Annotated in this window: 17 protein-coding genes; 9 read left to right on the forward strand and 8 right to left on the reverse strand. The window is 63.6% G+C overall.

Translation table 11 applies throughout. The features are described from left to right. Window positions 1-23 precede the first annotated feature (23 nt). Window positions 24-1,445 (forward strand): adenosylhomocysteinase, encoded by a 1,422-nt coding sequence (gene ahcY / locus ACFQX9_RS38155; protein WP_377792119.1) that lies wholly within the window; start codon window positions 24-26, stop codon window positions 1,443-1,445. 157 nt (window positions 1,446-1,602) lie between these two features. Further along, window positions 1,603-3,063: a flavin-containing monooxygenase gene (locus ACFQX9_RS38160; protein WP_377792120.1), complete on the forward strand. Its 1,461-nt coding sequence runs from the start codon at window positions 1,603-1,605 to the stop codon at window positions 3,061-3,063. A 19-nt stretch (window positions 3,064-3,082) separates the two neighbouring features. Here ACFQX9_RS38160 and ACFQX9_RS38165 read toward each other — a convergent pair whose 3' ends face one another. Both ACFQX9_RS38165 and ACFQX9_RS38170 read right to left on the reverse strand, forming a co-directional pair. Continuing rightward, on the reverse strand, window positions 3,083-4,318 hold the full coding sequence (locus ACFQX9_RS38165; protein WP_377792121.1) for an MFS transporter: 1,236 nt from the start codon (window positions 4,316-4,318) through the stop codon (window positions 3,083-3,085). 29 nt (window positions 4,319-4,347) lie between these two features. Further along, window positions 4,348-5,058 carry an SDR family NAD(P)-dependent oxidoreductase gene (locus ACFQX9_RS38170; RefSeq protein ID WP_085394527.1) on the reverse strand — a complete coding sequence of 237 codons (711 nt, stop codon included), beginning with the start codon at window positions 5,056-5,058 and terminating at the stop codon, window positions 4,348-4,350. A 214-nt stretch (window positions 5,059-5,272) separates the two neighbouring features. Between ACFQX9_RS38170 and ACFQX9_RS38175 the strand changes: the two genes are divergently transcribed. From ACFQX9_RS38175 to ACFQX9_RS38185, 3 genes are all read left to right on the forward strand, one after another. Beyond that, window positions 5,273-6,196 carry a LysR family transcriptional regulator gene (locus tag ACFQX9_RS38175; protein WP_377792122.1) on the forward strand — a complete coding sequence of 308 codons (924 nt, stop codon included), beginning with the start codon at window positions 5,273-5,275 and terminating at the stop codon, window positions 6,194-6,196. A 146-nt stretch (window positions 6,197-6,342) separates the two neighbouring features. Beyond that, the gene (locus ACFQX9_RS38180) at window positions 6,343-6,498 is read left to right on the forward strand and encodes a hypothetical protein (protein WP_007612486.1); all 156 of its coding nucleotides are present in this window, start codon (window positions 6,343-6,345) and stop codon (window positions 6,496-6,498) included. Window positions 6,499-6,632: 134 nt separating this feature from the next. Beyond that, complete coding sequence (locus tag ACFQX9_RS38185) at window positions 6,633-7,562, forward strand: aspartyl/asparaginyl beta-hydroxylase domain-containing protein (protein WP_377792123.1); 930 nt, start codon at window positions 6,633-6,635, stop codon at window positions 7,560-7,562. Between the two features lie 6 nt (window positions 7,563-7,568). On the opposite strand, the gene ACFQX9_RS38190 is transcribed toward ACFQX9_RS38185, so the two are convergent. Continuing rightward, on the reverse strand, window positions 7,569-8,111 hold the full coding sequence (locus ACFQX9_RS38190) for a Spy/CpxP family protein refolding chaperone (RefSeq protein ID WP_247453175.1): 543 nt from the start codon (window positions 8,109-8,111) through the stop codon (window positions 7,569-7,571). Window positions 8,112-8,241: 130 nt separating this feature from the next. Between ACFQX9_RS38190 and ACFQX9_RS38195 the strand changes: the two genes are divergently transcribed. Next, window positions 8,242-8,700 carry a nuclear transport factor 2 family protein gene (locus ACFQX9_RS38195; protein ID WP_247386291.1) on the forward strand — a complete coding sequence of 153 codons (459 nt, stop codon included), beginning with the start codon at window positions 8,242-8,244 and terminating at the stop codon, window positions 8,698-8,700. Between the two features lie 140 nt (window positions 8,701-8,840). Continuing rightward, complete coding sequence (locus tag ACFQX9_RS38200) at window positions 8,841-10,181, forward strand: MFS transporter (protein ID WP_247378041.1); 1,341 nt, start codon at window positions 8,841-8,843, stop codon at window positions 10,179-10,181. 65 nt (window positions 10,182-10,246) lie between these two features. On the opposite strand, the gene ACFQX9_RS38205 is transcribed toward ACFQX9_RS38200, so the two are convergent. The 3 genes from ACFQX9_RS38205 to galE all read right to left on the reverse strand — a co-directional run bounded on the left by ACFQX9_RS38205 (window position 10,247) and on the right by galE (window position 13,918). After that, window positions 10,247-10,948: a fumarylacetoacetate hydrolase family protein gene (locus ACFQX9_RS38205; RefSeq protein WP_377792124.1), complete on the reverse strand. Its 702-nt coding sequence runs from the start codon at window positions 10,946-10,948 to the stop codon at window positions 10,247-10,249. Between the two features lie 35 nt (window positions 10,949-10,983). Beyond that, a complete protein-coding gene (locus tag ACFQX9_RS38210; RefSeq protein WP_377792125.1) occupies window positions 10,984-12,786 on the reverse strand; it encodes an ABC transporter ATP-binding protein in 1,803 nt (600 codons plus the stop codon). 118 nt (window positions 12,787-12,904) lie between these two features. Further along, on the reverse strand, window positions 12,905-13,918 hold the full coding sequence (gene galE / locus ACFQX9_RS38215) for a UDP-glucose 4-epimerase GalE (RefSeq protein ID WP_085348707.1): 1,014 nt from the start codon (window positions 13,916-13,918) through the stop codon (window positions 12,905-12,907). A gap of 125 nt (window positions 13,919-14,043) precedes the next feature. On the opposite strand from galE, the gene ACFQX9_RS38220 reads away from it, so the two are divergent. Next, on the forward strand, window positions 14,044-15,081 hold the full coding sequence (locus ACFQX9_RS38220; RefSeq protein WP_377792126.1) for a glycosyltransferase family 4 protein: 1,038 nt from the start codon (window positions 14,044-14,046) through the stop codon (window positions 15,079-15,081). A gap of 222 nt (window positions 15,082-15,303) precedes the next feature. Here ACFQX9_RS38220 and ACFQX9_RS38225 read toward each other — a convergent pair whose 3' ends face one another. Together ACFQX9_RS38225 and waaF are read right to left on the reverse strand one after the other, a co-directional pair. Next, complete coding sequence (locus ACFQX9_RS38225; protein WP_085383341.1) at window positions 15,304-15,834, reverse strand: HAD-IIIA family hydrolase; 531 nt, start codon at window positions 15,832-15,834, stop codon at window positions 15,304-15,306. Next, entirely contained in the window at window positions 15,827-16,897 is a 1,071-nt protein-coding gene (gene waaF / locus ACFQX9_RS38230; protein ID WP_377792127.1) for a lipopolysaccharide heptosyltransferase II, read from the reverse strand. The genes ACFQX9_RS38225 and waaF overlap by 8 nt, the downstream gene beginning before the upstream one ends. Before the next feature lie 171 nt (window positions 16,898-17,068). Between waaF and rfaD the strand changes: the two genes are divergently transcribed. After that, window positions 17,069-18,049 (forward strand): ADP-glyceromanno-heptose 6-epimerase, encoded by a 981-nt coding sequence (gene rfaD, locus ACFQX9_RS38235; RefSeq protein ID WP_377792128.1) that lies wholly within the window; start codon window positions 17,069-17,071, stop codon window positions 18,047-18,049. Window positions 18,050-18,062 lie beyond the last annotated feature (13 nt).

Raw genomic sequence — 18,062 nt, forward strand, 5'->3', positions numbered from 1 at the left:
AATTCAACAACAGGACGCCCGCAATGAACGCGAAGCCCGGCTTCACCGATTACATCGTCAAGGACATTTCGCTGGCCGATTTCGGCCGCAAGGAGCTCTCGCTCGCCGAGACCGAGATGCCCGGCCTGATGGCCACCCGCGAGGAGTACGGCCCGAAGCAGCCGCTGAAGGGCGCGCGTATCGCCGGCTCGCTGCACATGACGATCCAGACCGGCGTGCTGATCGAGACGCTGGCCGCGCTCGGCGCCGACATCCGCTGGGTCTCCTGCAACATCTATTCGACGCAGGACCACGCCGCGGCGGCGATCGCAGCCGCCGGCATTCCGGTGTTCGCCGTCAAGGGTGAGAGCCTTACCGAGTACTGGGACTACACCGCCAAGCTGTTCGACTGGCACGGCGGCGGTCACCCGAACATGATCCTCGACGACGGCGGCGACGCCACCATGTACGTCCATCTCGGCCTGCGCGCCGAGAACGGCGACACCAAGTTCCTGGACAAGCCGGGTTCGGAAGAAGAGGAAGTCTTCTTCGCGCTTCTGAAGAAGCAGCTCAAGGAGAAGCCGAAGGGCTACTTCGCCGAGATCGCCAAGAGCATCAAGGGCGTTTCCGAAGAAACCACCACGGGCGTGCATCGTCTCTACGACATGCAGAAGGCCGGCACGTTGCTATGGCCCGCCATCAACGTCAACGACAGCGTCACCAAATCGAAGTTCGACAACCTCTATGGCTGCCGTGAATCGCTGGTCGACGGCATTCGCCGCGGCACCGACGTGATGATGTCCGGCAAGGTTGCGATGGTCGCGGGCTTCGGCGACGTCGGCAAGGGTTCGGCCGCCTCGCTGCGCCAGGCCGGCTGCCGCGTCATGATCTCCGAAGTCGATCCGATCTGCGCGCTGCAGGCGGCGATGGAAGGCTATGAAGTCGTGACCATGGAAGACGCCGCGCCCCGCGCCGACATCTTCGTCACCGCGACCGGCAACAAGGACATCATCACGATCGAGCACATGCGCGCGATGAAGGATCGCGCCATCGTCTGCAACATCGGTCACTTCGACAACGAGATCCAGATCGCGGGTCTGCGTAACCTGAAATGGACCAACATCAAGCCGCAGGTCGACGAGATCGAGTTCCCCGACAAACACCGCATCATCATGCTGTCGGAAGGCCGCCTCGTGAACCTCGGCAACGCGATGGGCCATCCGTCCTTCGTGATGTCGGCCTCCTTCACCAACCAGACGCTGGCGCAGATCGAGCTTTTCGCCAACAACAAGGACGGCAAGTACAAGAAGGAAGTCTACGTGCTGCCGAAGTCCCTCGACGAAAAAGTCGCGCGCCTGCACCTCGCCAAGATCGGCGTCAAGCTCACCGAACTGCGCAAGGACCAGGCCGATTACATCGGTGTCAAGCAGGAAGGTCCGTACAAGTCGGACCATTACCGCTACTGATCCGCTGATCGTATCTATTTTCGATGCAAAGCCCCGGAGCGATCCGGGGCTTTGTTGTCTTGAGCGTGACGCACGCGTCTCCCCGAGGTTGTGTCAGGCCGATTGCCGTTGACGAGCAATGATCCCGGTCAGACAATCCTTGGCAGCGGAGGAAACAATGGCTCAAGACCATTTCGACGTGCTGATCGTCGGTGCCGGCCTGTCCGGGATCGGCGCGGGCTATCATCTTCAGACCAAATGTCCGACCAAGAGCTACGTCATCCTTGAAGGACGCGACTGTATCGGCGGCACCTGGGACCTGTTTCGCTATCCCGGCGTCCGCTCCGACAGCGACATGTTCACGCTCGGCTATTCCTTCAAGCCCTGGACCGATCCGAAGGCGATCGCCGACGGCGCGCAAATTCTTAGCTACGTTCGCGAAACCGCAGCCGAGAACGGCATCGAGAAGCACATCCGCTTTCACCATCGGGTCAAGCGTGCGGCGTGGTCGACGAGTGAGGCGCGCTGGACCGTCGAGGCCGAGCGCATCACCAGCGAGGGCACGGCACAAACCGTGCGCTTCACCTGCAATTTCCTGTTCCTGTGCTCGGGCTACTACAAATACGAGGCGGGCTACACGCCGGAGTTTCCGGGCGTTGCGGATTTCGCCGGCCGCATCGTGCATCCGCAGAAGTGGACCGACGACATCGACTGCGCCGGCAAGCGGGTCGTCGTGATCGGCTCGGGCGCGACCGCGGTGACGCTGGTGCCGGAGCTCGCCAAGTCGGCCGCGCAGATCACCATGCTCCAACGCTCGCCGACCTATGTAGTGTCGCGCCCGGCGCAGGATCCCGTCGCCAACAAATTGCGGCGCAATCTCCCGACGCGGCTTGCCTATCACCTGATCCGCTGGCGCAACGTGATGTGGGGGATGTTCTTCTTCCAGCTCAGTCGGCGCCGCCCTGCGAAAGTGAAGGATCTGGTTCTCAAGGGCGTGCAGATGGCGCTCGGCCCCGACTACGACGTCGCGACCCACTTCACGCCGCGCTACAATCCGTGGGACCAGCGGCTCTGCCTCGTGCCGGATGGCGATCTGTTCAAGGCGATCCGCGAGAAGCGCGCCTCGGTGGTCACCAAAGAGATCGACAGGTTTACGCACGACGGTATCCGCCTGAAGGACGGCAGCGAGCTTGCGGCGGACATCATCGTGACCGCGACGGGGCTGGTGCTCCAGGTGGTCGGCGGGTTGGAGGTTAATGTCGACGGCCGCGTCGTCGATTTTGCCAACACGCTGACCTACAAGGGCATGATGTATGCCGACGTGCCCAACATGGCCTCCGCGTTCGGCTACACCAACGCATCATGGACGCTGAAATGCGACCTCACCTGCGAATATGTCTGTCGGCTCATCAACTACATGGACCGGCACAATTTCCGGCAGTGCATGCCGCATAATGACGATCCCACGATCACGGCGCAGCCGTCGCTCGATTTCACCTCGGGTTATGTGCAGCGCTCGGTCGCAAAGATGCCGAAGCAAGGCTCGAAGCGGCCGTGGCGGCTCTACCAAAACTACGCGCTCGACATCGTCTCCTTGCGGTTCGGCCGGATCGACGACGGCGTGATGCAATATTCCTGATCGCGACGACCGCGGCGTTCTAAGCCTTGCGCGTGGCAAGCGGCAGGGCGAGATCAATTGCGAGTGCGAGCACCACGGCGCCGGCGCCCAGCGCGAACAAGACGAGATAATCGCCGCCGGTCTGTGCGTAGATCCAGGAGAAGCCGTAGGCCGCGGCCGCCTGGAACAGCGCAAAGCTGGTCGTGGCATGGCTCCATGTCGTGCGCTGCTGCTCGGCAGAATGTGGGACCAGCTCATGGATGCGTCCGAGCACGAGCGGTACGATGCCAGGTGTGAAGCCGCCGACCACCACGCTCGATACGATTAGCGGGAGAGGCGCGGTACTGACGGTCGGGAGCAACACGGCGGCCGCTTCGATCAGGAAGGCGGCGCGCAGCGCCGGTCCAAACCCAGCGCGGTCCCCGAGATGACCGGTGACCAGCGGGCCGACGATTGCGCCAAGGCCATAGAGCACCCAGTAGTGCGATCCCGCAACAATACCCTGGCCGAGGCCGCGCGCGACGAAATCGACGATGAAGACCATGTGCGGCACCAGCGCCACCGCGTTGAGGCCGTATTGGACGAGCAAGCCGCGAGCAGCGGGCGAAGCGTGCTTCGCCCGCTGCGATGACACGGTATCGGCCTTGGCCTCAGCGGGCCAGTTCCACCAGCTCATCAGCGTGAGCGTGCCCGCGAGCACGCCAAGACCATACCAACTCTGTTGCAAGCCTTGCTGCAGCAACAGCGGCACCAGCGTGCCGGATGCGGCGACACCGAGCCCGACGCCCGCAAAGATCACGCCGCCGACGATGCCGCGCCTCGCGGCCGAGATATGCGGCAGAATGACGGAGGCCGCCAGTACCATGATAATTCCGCCGGTGAGCCCCGACAGGAAGCGCCAGGCGAAGAACCAGGTGAACGACACCGGGGTCGAGCTGGCAAAAAAGGAGAGGGTCGCAAGCAACATCATCGCCCGCAAGCCGCGAACGGCGCCGATGCGCGCGGCCACGGTCCGCGCCGCGAGCGCGCCGGCAAGATAGCCGACCAGGTTCGCTGCACCGAGATAGACGACGTCGGACGGGTCGAACCATTTTGCGGCGATCAGGGCCGGGATCAGCGGCGTGTAGGAAAAGCGCGCGAGGCCAAGCCCGACCAGCGATGCGGACAATCCTGCTACCGCATATCGCCAGGTTTGCTGTGAGCAAGTCTGTGATGTCGAACCGGACCGCTGATGCGATCGGGGGTGGACTTGCTGCTTGGCATCTGCGTCTGTCATATCGTCCTCCTGCGCGAAGGCGCCAGCGTTCAGTGGCCGGCGCTCTGGCCGCCGTCGACATGCAGGATTTCGCCGGTGACGAAGGAGGCGCCCTCGAGATAGAGCACGGCATCGACGATGTCGGACATCTCGCCCATATGGCCGACGGGATGCAGCGCATCGAGCTGGGCGTGCGTCGCGACGGGATGCATCGGCGACTTGATGATGCCGGGCGACACCGCGTTCACGCGGATACCACGCTTGGCATATTCGATCGCCAGTGACTTCGTCGCGGCGCTCAACCCACCCTTGCTCAGCGAGGCCAGCACCGAGGGCACGTTCGAATTGGCCTGGTCGACCAGCGTCGTCGTGATCTGGACGACATGGCCGGACCCCTGCTTTTCCATCTCGGCGATGCCAAGCTGCGTGACGTGGAAGAAACCAGCGACGTTGGTGCCCATCACCGCTGCATAGTCCTCCGCCGTATACTGCGTGAACGGCTTTGCGACGAAGATACCGGCGTTGTTGACCAGCGTGTCGACGCGGCCGAAGCGGGCGACGGCTTGCGAGACCACGCGCTCGGCGGTCTTCCGGTCGGCGATGTCGCCGGCAATGGTGAGGACATCTTCATCGCCCGACGGCTTAATGGAGCGCGCCGTCGCGACGACGCGATAGTTGCGATCGCGAAAACCCTGGACCAGGGCGGCACCGATGCCCTGCGAAGCACCGGTGATGATGGCAACCTTCTGTTCGATACCCATGATGGGCTCCTGTTGTTGGCTTTCAGAACCTGCGCCAGCAGCGGCTGGCTTAGTCGATGAGGTACGCCGCAGCGGGCCGGCTGCGAATACGCGCTGTCCGGCAGACACTCTTTCGCGGCGCGAACGAATGCCGGACCGGCCCCCGTCGGTGGTTGTCGCAGCGGGAGCGAACGCCTAGCTTGCAGTCGGAGCTCGATGGGCTGGCGGGAAACGTATGGATCGTCTGGATGCGATGAAGGTGTTTGTCCTTGCGGTGGACGAGGGCAGCCTCGCGGCCGCGGGCCGCAAGCTCGGCCGTTCGCCGGCGGCAGTCAGCCGCGCCATTGCTTTCCTGGAGCAGCGGGTCGGTGCCGAGCTGCTGCACCGGACCACACGCTCCATCAAGCTGAGCGAGGAGGGCGAGCGCTATGTCGCGGTCTGTCGCCGCGTGCTCACCGAGTTGGAGGAGGCCGACGACATCGTGGCCGGGCCGCGCACGGCCCCCCGCGGCCTGCTCACGATCACTGCGCCTGTGGTGTCGGGTGAGATGGTGCTGCGGCCGATCCTCGATGCGTTTCTCGACGCCTATCCGACCGTCTCGGCAAAACTCCTGCTGTTCGATCGCGCGGTCAATCTGATCGAGGAGGGGGTCGACGTCGCGCTTCGTATCGGTCATCTCGCGGATTCGGCAATGGTCGCGATGCGGGTCGGTGAGATCAGCCGCGTCGTGGTAGCATCACCGCGCTATCTGAAGCAGCATCCGCGCATTACCGAGCCCGGCGACCTCGCCAAGCACCAGATCGTCGCGATGGCGCACCTTCCCAATTCCTGGACCTTTGCACCGCAGGCCGGGTCGTCGGCCGCCCGCACGGTGCAGTTCACGCCGCGGCTCGTCGTCAACAGCACCTATGCGGCGGTGGCCTCGGCCGTCGCCGGCCGCGGTGTGGCGCGAATGTATTCGTACCAGGTGGGTGAGCAGGTCGCGCGCGGCGAACTTGAGATCGTCCTGACCGGCGACGAGGATCCCGAGATGCCCGCGCATTTGATCTGTCCGCAGGGCCGGCTCTCGGTGCCGAAGGTGCGGACCTTCACGGACTTTGCGGTGCCGCGGCTGAAGAAGCAGTTTGCTCAGCTCAAGAAGGGCATCAGTGCCCGGTGAGCCGCTGCGCACACGGGCAATGCGTTGTTTTGCGTATACGGCGGGTCGGGTGAATCGGCCATGTTGCCCGAACGGTTAACGCCGGATTAACCGCGGAGTCCTAGCCTGTCTCGGCCGGGGTTACTTGCAAGGCCGAGGTGAGCGCAATGGAAGCCCAGAGAATCGCGGTCGACGCCGTCGTCGCGTTGACCGATTGCGACCGCGACGCCGTCATCGCGTTCATCCGCCGCCTGTATCTTGCCGGCGTCACCGACCCCAAGCGCCTGACCTTCAAGGGCCTCCAGGCCCTGTCACGGGCCTGATTCGGCTCGGTTCGGCCTCAAGTTCCCAGCCCTGATCTCCGGAGCGTGATTGCAACCCACCGGCGAATATCTTGCTGCTCGGGCCGCGTCGGGATAGATGACGTCCCCGGTTGAATCACTGGGGAACGGGGGAGATGTTAAAACAGCTTTTTGCGCCGCAACTCGTCATTCTCTATGTGCTGGCGGCATCGACGATCTACGTTCATTTCCGCGGCAAGCAGCGACTGCGCTTAGCGCGCCAGCTCGGGGACCACTCCACCTATCTCGCGCCTTACAATGTGCTGATGTACGCGGGCTCGGCGGTGCCGAACAAGCCGGTGATCCCGGTGGAGCAGTTTCCGGAGCTGAAAGCCCTCAGCGAAAATTGGGAGACCATTCGCGACGAGGCCGTTCGCCTGTTCGACGAAGGCTTCATTCGCGCGGCGGCGAAGAACAACGATTGGGGCTTCTATTCGTTCTTCAAGAGCGGCTGGAAACGCTTTTACCTGAAATGGTACGATGACTTCCTGCCCTCGGCGCGCACGCTGTGCCCGAAGACGGCGGAGCTGCTCAACTCCATTCCGAGCGTGCATGGTGCGATGTTTGCGATGCTGCCGCCGGGCGGCAAGCTCGGCGCCCACCGCGATCCCTTCGCCGGTTCGCTGCGCTACCACCTCGGTCTTGTCACGCCGAACTCGAACAAGTGCCGCATCCTGGTCGACGGCGTCGAATGCGTCTGGCGCGACGGCGAGGCCTTTATGTTCGACGAGACCTTCATCCACAGCGCCGAGAATGCCACCGACGTCAACCGCATCATCCTGTTCTGCGACGTCGAGCGTCCGATGAAATACGGCTTCATGACCGCGATCAACCGTTGGGTCAGCCACCACATCGTCAAGGCCTCTGCAACCCAGAACGTCGACGGCGAGAGCGTCGGCCTGCTCAACAAGGTGTTCGGCAAGCTCTACGAGATCCATCTTGCGAGCCGCAAGGTCAAGGAATGGAATCGCAACGTCTACTACACGCTCAAATATTCGCTGACGGCGCTGATCCTCGGTCTCATCGTGCTGTCGGCGTTGCGGTGATCGCCTTTAGTGACGGTGCTTGTGTTCTTCGGAGCCATCAGGGCGTTGGTAACCGCGCAGCTCCGCGTATCGCTGCATTTGGCTCTGATCGAGCAAGGCAGTTGTCGACAGATGATATTTGAGGTGGCTTTCGCGGAGCAGTGCCTGGGTTTCCGAAATGGCCACGAGGGCTGCCTTGAGTGACTCCGATGTCACGACGCGGGCGGAGAAGAGGCGGTCCAACTCCGTTTCCTGCTCGACCAGCTTGTTACCTAGCGGGACCGCCTCTTGCTTCATGGCATCGAAGAGGCGCTGAACCTGGATGCGCTGATCCGCGGTCAAATCAAGCCGATCACCGAAGTCGAGAACATGGCTCGGACCGGGATATCCATTGAGCTCGGCGGCAAGTGCCAGGCCCATGCCACGTCCGACTCGCAGATCATCGATCTGCTGCTGCGACAGCGCCTTGATGGGGCGATGCTCAAGACCGGCATAGGGCTGAACGGACTGCGCGCTGGCAACGTTGCACGAGACGATAAGCGTGGCTGCAAGCAGGAGAAGGCGTCTCATGAGTCTGGCTCCATGAAATCGGCCCGGCTGGTCGATCGATCTCCACCGGTGCTCTCCACATATCTTGCTGGACGGTTCGCCTCATGGCAACAAAGATTGCCGCGATTGAGTTGCGAACATGGAGCAGACGATGGTCTCTTTGCCGACCGCGAATACCGTGATCACGCAGTTCTTTCAGCACTGGCTGGAGACCTTCGCGGGCTATGTCCGCGAGGTCGACTATGCTTCGGCGCGGCCGCTTTTCCATCCGGAAGTGCTGGCCTTCGGCACGCACAATGACGTCATTCCCGGCCTCGACCAATGGGTCACCACGCAATGGGACAACGTGTGGCCGAAGACGTCCGACTTCCGTTTCGTCATCAACCAGGCGTCGGTCCTGGCATCGTCCGATGACACGATAGCGACCGTGATCGTGCCGTGGACGAGCACGGGCTATCATCCCGACGGCAGCGCGTTTCCACGTCCCGGCCGGGCCACGATGGTGTTTTCAAGACATGGCGATGGTTGGCTGTGCGTGCATTCGCACATGTCGCTCAATCGGGGTGTGCCGCAGACAAGCCACGCCAATCGGCCGGTGAAGGCTTGGTAGTGCCGCCGGGCTTGTGGGCCGACTAAAGTTTTACCCCCTCATTCCAGCTCGGCTGGAACCCTTGGAACCCAATGTCGTTTTTTCAGCAACAATAACAGGTGAAACCACGCAAGCGGGGGCCTATCTGAGGATGCGCTCCCATGGCAACCCTTGATCTCGACGCCACCCGACTTACCGCCCCCGAGCATCAGCGCCAGCTTCGCCGCGCCGTGATCGCCTCCACAATCGGGACCGCGATCGAGTGGTATGACTTCTTTCTTTACAGCACCGTCACGGGGCTGGTTTTCGCAAAGCTCTTCTTTCCTCACTCCGATCCCTGGGTCGGCACGCTGGAGGCGTTTGCGATCTACGCGGTCGGATTCGCCGCGCGGCCCGTCGGCGCGGCAATCTTTGGCCATTATGGCGACCGCATCGGACGTAAATCCACGCTGATCGCGACCTTGCTCTTGATGGGACTGGCGACCGCTGCGGTCGCCGTGGTGCCGACCTATGCCAGCATCGGTATCTGGGGCGCCGTGATCCTGACCGTGCTGCGGTTCATTCAGGGCGTCGGAGTCGGTGGTGAGTGGGGCGGCTCGGTACTGATGTCGATGGAATGGGCGCGCAACGACCGATCCCGCGGATTGATCGCATCATGGCCGCAGTTCGGTGTGCCCTGCGGGCTTTTCCTCGCCAATCTTGCCGTGCTGGTGTTCAGCCAGATGGCGGGTGATCAGTTCCTGGCATGGGGCTGGCGTATTCCCTTCGCGCTCAGCATCATCCTGGTCGGCGTGGGCCTCTATATCAGGCTCGGCATTCTCGAAACCCCGGTGTTCTCCAAGCTCGTGGCCGAACGCCAGGTCGATCGAACGCCGATGCTCACGGTGATCCGGGAATACCCGAAGGAGATTCTACTGTCTGCCTTTGCGCGCATGTCGGAGCAGGCGCCGTTCTACATCTTCACGGCGTTCGTGTTCTCCTATGGCATCGGCACCCTGCACGTATCGCGCGACTTCCTGCTGACCGCGGTGCTCTCGGCCTCGGTGCTGTCGTTCGTGTCGATCCCGCTGTGCGGACATATCTCCGATCAGATCGGCCGCAAGAACATGTATATGCTCGGCGCTGCCGTGACGGGCATCTTCGGCTTCGTCTATTTCGCCATGCTCAATACGGGGTCGCTGACCATCATTTTCCTCGCGATCATCCTGTCGCTGATTCCGCACGACATGCAGTATGGACCGCAAGCCGCCTTGATCGCCGAGAGCTTCACCGGACGCCTGCGCTATAGCGGCTCCTCGCTCGGCTATCAGCTCGCATCCGTGATCGCCGGCGGCCCCGCACCGCTGATCGCCACCTGGCTGTACGGCACGTTCCACTCGGCGACCGCGATCGCGATCTACATCGCGATTTGCGCGGTCGTGACGCTGGTCGCGACCGCGATGATGACCGATTACACCGGAAAGGACATCAACGCGGCGGGGGCGTACGAGCGACGAACTTGAATCCGCAAAAAAGCCCCGGGACGCGATGCCCGGGGCTTTGCTGTCCCGTGATCTCGAGCTCGGCCTTATTCCGGCTGACCGATGCTCACCTTCAGCGTACCGATGCCGTCGACGCCGCATTCGAGCTTGTCGCCGGGCTGGAGCTGCGACACGCCGGCCGGCGTGCCCGTCATGATGATGTCGCCGGCGGCGAGCTTCACCTGCTGCGAGAGCTGCCAGATGATCTCAGGCACGTTCCAGATCAGCTCGGTGAGGTCGCCCTTCTGCGCTTCCTTGCCGTTGACTGTGAGCCAGATCTTGCCCTTGGCGGGGTGACCGATTTTCGATGCCGGCTGCACCGCGGAGCAGGGCGCCGAATAGTCGAACGACTTGCCGACCTCCCACGGACGCTCCTTCTTGCGCGAGGCGATCTGCAGGTCGCGGCGGGTCAGGTCGATGCCGACGGCATAGCCGTAGACATGGTCGAGCGCCTTGTCGGCGGGAATGTTGAGGCCGCCGCTCTTCATCGCGACGATCAACTCGACCTCGTGATGGAGATCTTTGGTCAGCGGCGGATAGGGAATGGTGGCGCCGTCGGGCACCAGCATGTCGGCGTGCTTGGCGAAGAAGAACGGCGGGGCGCGCTCGTCATTGCCCATCTCGCGGATGTGCTCGAGATAGTTGCGGCCGACACACCAGATGCGGCGCACGGGATAACGGCCGCTTTCCCCGACGACGGGAAGCGAAGCCTGGGTCGGAAGCGGGATGACGTAGGAGGCGGCGTTCATGGTGCGATCTCGCTGCTCTTGAGGTGAAGGGAACTCTATGCGGTTGCGCTGATCGGCGCCAGAGCACCGGCGTCGTGATGTTGCAGGCGGAAGAACGAGGCGTAGCGGCCGCCGCGGCGGAGCAACTCGTCATGCCGGCCCTGCTCGACGATCTCGCCGCCCTCGACCACCAGGATCGCATCGGCGTGCATGATGGTGTGCAGGCGGTGCGCGATCACGATGGTGGTGCGGTTCTGGCAGAGATGCTCGATCGCCTCCTGCACCTGCCGCTCGGACTCGGAATCGAGCGCGGCGGTGGCTTCGTCGAGCAGGATGATCGGCGCGTTCTTGATCAGCGCGCGCGCAACCGCGATGCGCTGGCGCTGGCCGCCGGACAGCTGCGTGCCGTGCTCGCCGACGGGCGTGTCGTAGCCGAGCGGGAAGCCCATGATGAAATCATGCGCGCAGGCTGCTTTCGCAGCATCGATGATCTGGTCTTCGGTCGCGCCGGCGCGGCCGAACGCGATGTTGCTGCGGATGGTGTCGCGGAACAGATAGACGTCCTGGCCGACATAGGCGGTCTGAGCCCGCAGCGATTTTCGCGAGACGGCGCCGATCGACTGGCCGTCGATCACGATGTGGCCTTGCGTCACCTCGTAGAAGCGCAGTAGCAATCCCAGCACGGTCGATTTGCCGCCGCCGGAGGGGCCGACCAGCGCAGTGACCTTGCCGGGTTCGGCAACAAAGCTCATGCGGTTGAGGACGGTCTCACCGTTGCGATAGGAGAAGCTGACGTCGCGCAGCTCGATGCGGGCAGTCGACAGTTTCAGCGCCGGCTTGTCGTCGTCGGAATGCTCGCTCGCGGGGCTGTCGACGACTTCGAGCAGCATGCGGGCGCCGACGAGCTGGCTGTTGAGGTCGATGTTGAGCCGCGCCAGCCGCTTGGCCGGCTCGGTCGCCATCAGGAACGCGGTCATGAAGGAAAAGAACGCGCCAGGCGTGGCGTTGAGGGCGACTACGCTATAGCCGCCGTAAAGCAAACAGCCGGCGACCGCGAAGCCGCCGAGCATCTCCATCAGCGGATTGGAGCGGTTGGCGACGCGGGCCATCTTGTTGGCGTTGCGCTCGACGATCGCGATGTTCTCGTCGATGCGGGTCTGCATGGTGTCTTCGAGCGTGAATGCTTTCACCGTGCGGATGCCCTGCAGCGATTCCTGCATCGTCTCCAGGATGTCGGCGGTGCCGGTGAACTGGTTGTAGGCGAGCCCCTTGATGCGCTTGACCAGCTTGCGCAGCACCAGCATCGCCGGTGGCACGGCGACGAGGCCGATGAACGACATCACCGGATCCTGCCACACCATCACGCCGATCATGGCGAGCAACATCATGAGGTCGCGCCCGACCGCATTGACCAGCAGGTTGAGGACATCGGTGATGGACTTGGCGCCGGCCGTCAGCCGCGCCAGGAATTCCGACGAATGCCGCTCGGAGAAGAATCCGACGCTCTCGCGCATCAACTTGGCGAACAGCTGGCGCTGGTTGGTGGCGAGGATGGCGTTGGAGATCTTGGTCAGGATCACCATGTGACCGTAGGTCGCCACGCCCTTGATGAAGAGCAGGATCACGGTGATGCCCGAGAACATCGCGATGCCCGGGATGTTCTTGTCGACATAGGCCTGGTTGATGACCTGGCCGAGCACGTAGGTCGCGCCCGCGGTCGATCCGGCGGCAAGCGCCATCAGCGCGAAGGCGACGAGGTAGCGCCGCCAGTAGATGATGCCCTGTTCTGTGACCAGGCGGCGAATCAGCACCGCTGCCGCATAGGGATCGTCGGTGATTTTCTTTGGAAACTGAGCCATCCGCAGTCCATTGACGGCACAGGAATAAGCCTGCCCGCGCGTCAGGGATCGAACGGCCTCTGTGCCCGCTAAGCCAGCGCTTTTCAAGCCCAATTAAGGGCTTGCGCTCGGATGGAATCTAGGCCGAGGCGGCCTGGCGGAGCTCGCCGTGACGCTCGCGGAACAGCTTGTCCTCCCAAGCCAGCGCATGCGCTGCGATGGTCTCGAGGTCGTCGTATTGCGGCTTCCAGTCGAGCAGGCCGCGGATGCGGCTGGTGTCGGCGACCATGGTCATGATGTCGCCGGGCCGGCGCGGGGCGTATTGCACGGCGAAGCTGCGGCCCGAGACACGGCGCACCGCGTCGATGGTCTCCAGCACCGAGTAGCCGCGGCCATAGCCGCAATTGAGCGTCGTCGAGGCACCGCCGTTGCGCAAATAAGCGAGCGCCGAGCGATGCGCCTGCGACAGGTCCGTGACGTGGATGAAATCGCGGATGCAGCTGCCGTCCTGGGTCGGATAGTCGGTGCCGAACACGTCGATCTTGGCGCGCTGGCCGGTCGCGGCTTCCACCGCGATCTTGAGCAGATGCGTGGCGCCAGCGGTGGCAAGGCCGATGCGGGCCTGCGGATCGGCACCCGCAACGTTGAAATAGCGCAGGGTCACGTATTGCATGCCGTAGGCGGCGGCGACGTCGTGCAGCATGATCTCGGTCATCAGCTTCGACGAGCCGTAAGGCGACAGTGGCCGCGTCGGCGCATGCTCGGGCACCGGCACCTGGTCCGGATCGCCATAGACCGCCGCGGTCGAGGAGAAGATGAAGCGGTCGATGCCGCGCTTGACCGCGACGTTGAGCAGGTTCCGCGCCGTCGTGAAATTGTTGCGGTAATAGCCGAGCGGATCGCGCATCGAATCCGGCACGACGACCGAGCCTGCGAAATGGATGATGCTCTCGATGTTGTGCTGGGCGATCACGCCTTCGAGCAGGTTCTCGTCGCCGGCATCGCCAATGAACAGCGGCACGCCTTCGGGCAGATAGGCCGAGAAGCCAGTCGAGAGATCGTCGATCACGACGACGTCCTCGCCGGCTTCCGCCAGCGCCAGAACCGTGTGGCTTCCGATATAGCCGGCACCGCCGGTGACAAGCACAGTCATGATCTCACCCGTCTTCGATCAACGCTCCAAGCTAACGTTTACGTGGTGAAGAGTGGGTATCGGCGCGGCTGAACTGGTCACTATGCTTAATGTTGCGTATAGGGACTTTCGAAACGGAGCGTGGCGTGGCGAATTCCCCAAGCGATCTCGAAGTGATCGTGCCAAATCTGCACAGGCGCTATTCCGGGGTCACCGCGACCAACCGGATGGTGGCGCCGCGGCTGGCGAAGCTGTTTCGCGCCGCGTGGTTCGGCTCCGACGCGCCGGAGGGGATCGCGCGCCTGAACTGTGCCGATCTCCTGAGATTGTGGCGCCGCAAGGCGCCGCTGATCTGGCACGCGCGCCGCAACAACGAGATGATCGCGGGTGTGCTGTTGCGCGCGCTCGGCTGGCCGCTCAAGCTCGTCTTCACCTCGGCGGCACAGCGCCATCATAGCTGGATCACGCGCTGGCTGATCCGGCGCATGGACACGATCATCGCGACATCGGATCTTTCGGCCTCGTTCCTGAAGGTGAAGGCGACGGTGATTCCGCATGGCGTCGACACCGCAATCTATGCGCCGCCGCTCGACCGCACTGCTGCCTTCGCGGAAACCGCGTTGCCGGGCCGCTATGCGATCGGCTGCTTCGGCCGGGTACGCGCGCAGAAGGGCACCGACGTGTTCGTCGACGCGATGTGCCGCTTGCTGCCGCGCTATCCGGATTTCACCGCAATCATCGTCGGCCAGGTCACACCCGAGCAAGCCGTTTTTGCAGACGACCTGAAGAAGCGGATCGAGGCCGCCGGCCTGCAATCGCGCATCGTCATCACTGGCGAGCTGCCGATCGAAGACGTGCAGCGCTGGTATCAGCGGCTGACGATCTACGCCTTCACCTCGCGCAACGAAGGTTTTGGCCTGACATTGATCGAGGCGATGGCGGCCGGCAGCGCGCTGGTCGCCGCGCGCGCCGGCGCGGCCGAACTCGTGGTCGAGGATGGCGTGACCGGCGTGCTGATCCCGACCGGTGATGCGGACGCGCTGGCTGCAGCGGTCGAACCGCTGATGCGTGACGTGGCCGCCGCGATCGCGATGGGCAAGCGCGGGCGGGCACGGGTGCTCGAACGATTCAGCCTCGATGCCGAGGCAGCCCGGATCGGTGAGGTCTATCGGCCACTGCTCTGAGCGAGCGGAGAAAATATATCCCCATGCACTAGCCGGGCAGCGGAATCAATGGCTTGGCGGCCTGCGCAATGCAATGCGGATTTACGAACTTGTTTTGAGCCGTCAGACGAGACACTGCAATTAGACGGCATTGCAGATTATGCGCGACTCCCGGGGATACACTCCGGCACGACACCCGTTGACGTCCTTTCTCGACTCGATGTCCCGCCGGATCGCCGCGGTCTACGGTCGTTTGGTCCGGGCGAGCACCTCGGTCACGAACGCGTCGAGGTCGCCGCCTGGAAAGAGAAAGCCCGGCAGTCCGAGCGCCTTGCCGGCCTCGATGTCCCGAGCCTGATCTCCGATTACGAAGCTGCCGTCGAGTTGCACCGGCCAGTGCTGGACGAGATCGCGCAACATACCTGGTGCGGGCTTGCGCCAATCATGCTCTCCGATATAGCCGGCGACCGTTCCTTGCGGATGGTATGGACAGAAGCGGATGTCATCGATCCGCGCGCTGTCACGGGCGAGCTCGGCGCACATCCAGCCGTGCAGCCGGTTCACGTCGGCGTCAGTGAAGAGGCCGCGCGCGACGCCGGACTGGTTTGTGAAGACGAATACCCAATAGCCGGCCTCGTTGAGGCGGCGAATGGCCCTGGCAACGTTGGGCATCCAGCGGATGCGGTCTTGCGTGCCGATATAGCCATCGTCACGGTTGATGACGCCATCCCGATCGAGGAATGCGGCGGGTTTCGCCGCGCGGCCGTCAGACATTTCCAAGTCCCTGCGTCCTCGCCAGCACGTCTCTCGCGATCTCGACCACGTCCTGCGCCGCGATATCTCGCATGCAGCGGTGGTCGTTCATCTTGCAGATCGTGCTCTGGCAGGGTTGGCAGGAGAGCACGCTCTTGTCCTGCACCACGGTCGCGGCGAGGCCGTTGAGGGGGGCCCAGAGATAGGGGCTGGTCGGGCCGAAGATGCCCATGGTCGGCGTGCCCAGGGCGGCTGCGATGTGCATCAGGCCGGAATCATTGGAGATCGCGACGCCGGCCGCAGCCATGGCCAGCACGCCGTTGCGCAGATCATTGCCGGTAAGGTCCCGGACCCCCGGGCCGCCGGCCGCGACGATCTCCTGGGCGAAGCCCTTTTCCCCGGGGCCGCCGACAACCCAGACCTCAACGCCGCGCTCGGCGAGCAAGCGGGCAGCCTCGGGATAGTAGGTCCAGCGTTTTGAGACGCCGACCGAGCCGGGAGCCAGGGCCACCGCGGCGCCGGCGCTGAGGCCGTTGGCCTGCCGCCAGCGGAGGATGTCCTCGGCCTGAACCCGCAACTGCGGCACCGGCCATTCTGCCGGCAGCGGGGCGCGATCGGGCTGGGCGAGGGCGGCGTTCTTGTCGATGAAGCGGGGCAGCTTCTTTTCGCCCCAGCGCCAGCGATTGAGCAGGCCGAACCGGAACTCGCCGACGAAGCCGACCCTTTCCGGAATCCCGGCCAAAGCGGGCGCAATGGCGGCCTTCCAGGTCCGGGGCAGCACCAGGGCGGTGCCGTAGTTTCGCTCGCGCAGGAGCTTCGCCAGGCCGAGCTGGCGGCCCGCGGCGAGCCGGCCGCGCGGCAGGTCCCAGACGATCGCTTCGCGCACGCCCGGCATGTAATCGACCAAGGGCGCGCACAGGGAGGTCGTGAGCAGATCGACCGGCCGGTTCGGCCAGCGCTCATTTAGGACCCGCACGACGGTGTGATTCCGGACGAAATCGCCGATCCACATGTAGGGGACGATCAGGATCGGGCGCCTGTCGCCCCGATCTGCCTCGCCGCTAAGTTGCGAATCTTGGTTCATTCGTTGATAAAGTCGGGTACCTGATGTGGCGGTTCGGTTAGCCGCTCCGGGCCGGCAGGTAAAGCCGGCTGAGTGGCAATCCCAAAACCGCTTACACTTTGGCGGATCATGCGCTAGGGCAGAACCGGGCCGCAAAACTTCGGGCACGCGGAATCTGGCAGGGAACTTGGAATGTTGCTGGTGACCGGCGGGGCCGGTTTTATCGGATCGAATGTCGTCGCCGTGCTGAACGAGGCCGGGCGCAGCGACGTGGTCGTCTGCGATTTCCTTGGCAATGAGGGCAAATGGCGCAACCTCGCCAAGCGGCAGCTTTTGGATATCGTGCCGCCGGCTGAGCTGCCGGACTGGCTGCAGGGCCGCAAGCTTGACGCCGTGATCCATCTCGGGGCGATTTCCGCGACCACCGCGACCGACGGCGACCTGGTGTTCGAGACCAACTTCCGCCTGTCGATGCGCCTCCTGGACTGGTGCACGGCGAATGCGGTGCCGTTGATCTACGCCTCCTCGGCGGCGACCTACGGCGACGGCGACGCAGGATTTGACGACGATGCCTCGGTCGCTGCGTTGAAGAAACTGCGCCCGATGAACCTCTACGGCTGGAGCAAGCACCTGTTCGATCTTGCCGTCGCCCAGCGCGCTGCGAACGGCGAGAAGCTGCCGCCGCAATGGGCCGGACTGAAGTTCTTCAACGTGTTCGGCCCCAACGAATACCACAAGGGCTCGATGATGAGCGTTCTGGCGCGCCGCTTCGACGACGTCAAAGCGGGCCGCGTCGTGCAATTGTTCAAGTCGCATCGCGAGGGCATCGCCGACGGCGATCAGCGCCGCGATTTCATCTATGTCGACGACGTCGTGCGCGTGATCATGTGGCTGCTGGCAACGCCCTCGGTGTCCGGGCTGTTCAATGTCGGCACCGGCAAGGCACGCAGCTTCAGGGACCTGATGTTGGCGGCTTATGCTGCGCTCGGCGCCGGCCCCAACATCGAATACATCGACATGCCCGAGCAGATCCGCGGCAGCTACCAGTACTTCACCCAGAGTGAGGTCGATCGCCTCCACCGCGCCGGCTACAATGGCGGTTTCACGACGCTCGAGGACGCGGTGAAGGCCTATGTCGGGGATTATCTCGACCGGCCCGACCGCTTCCGCTGAGGTCCATCACCAT

Source organism: Bradyrhizobium sp. GCM10028915 (assembly GCF_042666195.1).
GTDB lineage: Bacteria > Pseudomonadota > Alphaproteobacteria > Rhizobiales > Xanthobacteraceae > Bradyrhizobium > Bradyrhizobium canariense_D.

What these genes read in the sequence shown, in the direction of transcription:
- rfaD (WP_377792128.1), top strand. Translation starts at nt 17,069, where the DNA reads ATGTTGCTGGTGACCGGCGGGGCCGGTTTTATCGGATCGAATGTCGTC.
- ACFQX9_RS38180 (WP_007612486.1), top strand. Translation starts at nt 6,343, where the DNA reads ATGGAAGCCCAGAGAATCGCGGTCGACGCCGTCGTCGCGTTGACCGAT.
- ACFQX9_RS38175 (WP_377792122.1), top strand. Translation starts at nt 5,273, where the DNA reads ATGGATCGTCTGGATGCGATGAAGGTGTTTGTCCTTGCGGTGGACGAG.
- ACFQX9_RS38185 (WP_377792123.1), top strand. Translation starts at nt 6,633, where the DNA reads ATGTTAAAACAGCTTTTTGCGCCGCAACTCGTCATTCTCTATGTGCTG.
- ACFQX9_RS38225 (WP_085383341.1), bottom strand. Translation starts at nt 15,834, where the DNA reads ATGTCTGACGGCCGCGCGGCGAAACCCGCCGCATTCCTCGATCGGGAT.
- ACFQX9_RS38195 (WP_247386291.1), top strand. Translation starts at nt 8,242, where the DNA reads ATGGTCTCTTTGCCGACCGCGAATACCGTGATCACGCAGTTCTTTCAG.
- waaF (WP_377792127.1), bottom strand. Translation starts at nt 16,897, where the DNA reads ATGAACCAAGATTCGCAACTTAGCGGCGAGGCAGATCGGGGCGACAGG.
- ACFQX9_RS38210 (WP_377792125.1), bottom strand. Translation starts at nt 12,786, where the DNA reads ATGGCTCAGTTTCCAAAGAAAATCACCGACGATCCCTATGCGGCAGCG.
- ACFQX9_RS38170 (WP_085394527.1), bottom strand. Translation starts at nt 5,058, where the DNA reads ATGGGTATCGAACAGAAGGTTGCCATCATCACCGGTGCTTCGCAGGGC.
- ACFQX9_RS38190 (WP_247453175.1), bottom strand. Translation starts at nt 8,111, where the DNA reads ATGAGACGCCTTCTCCTGCTTGCAGCCACGCTTATCGTCTCGTGCAAC.
- ahcY (WP_377792119.1), top strand. Translation starts at nt 24, where the DNA reads ATGAACGCGAAGCCCGGCTTCACCGATTACATCGTCAAGGACATTTCG.
- ACFQX9_RS38200 (WP_247378041.1), top strand. Translation starts at nt 8,841, where the DNA reads ATGGCAACCCTTGATCTCGACGCCACCCGACTTACCGCCCCCGAGCAT.
- ACFQX9_RS38165 (WP_377792121.1), bottom strand. Translation starts at nt 4,318, where the DNA reads ATGACAGACGCAGATGCCAAGCAGCAAGTCCACCCCCGATCGCATCAG.
- galE (WP_085348707.1), bottom strand. Translation starts at nt 13,918, where the DNA reads ATGACTGTGCTTGTCACCGGCGGTGCCGGCTATATCGGAAGCCACACG.
- ACFQX9_RS38160 (WP_377792120.1), top strand. Translation starts at nt 1,603, where the DNA reads ATGGCTCAAGACCATTTCGACGTGCTGATCGTCGGTGCCGGCCTGTCC.
- ACFQX9_RS38205 (WP_377792124.1), bottom strand. Translation starts at nt 10,948, where the DNA reads ATGAACGCCGCCTCCTACGTCATCCCGCTTCCGACCCAGGCTTCGCTT.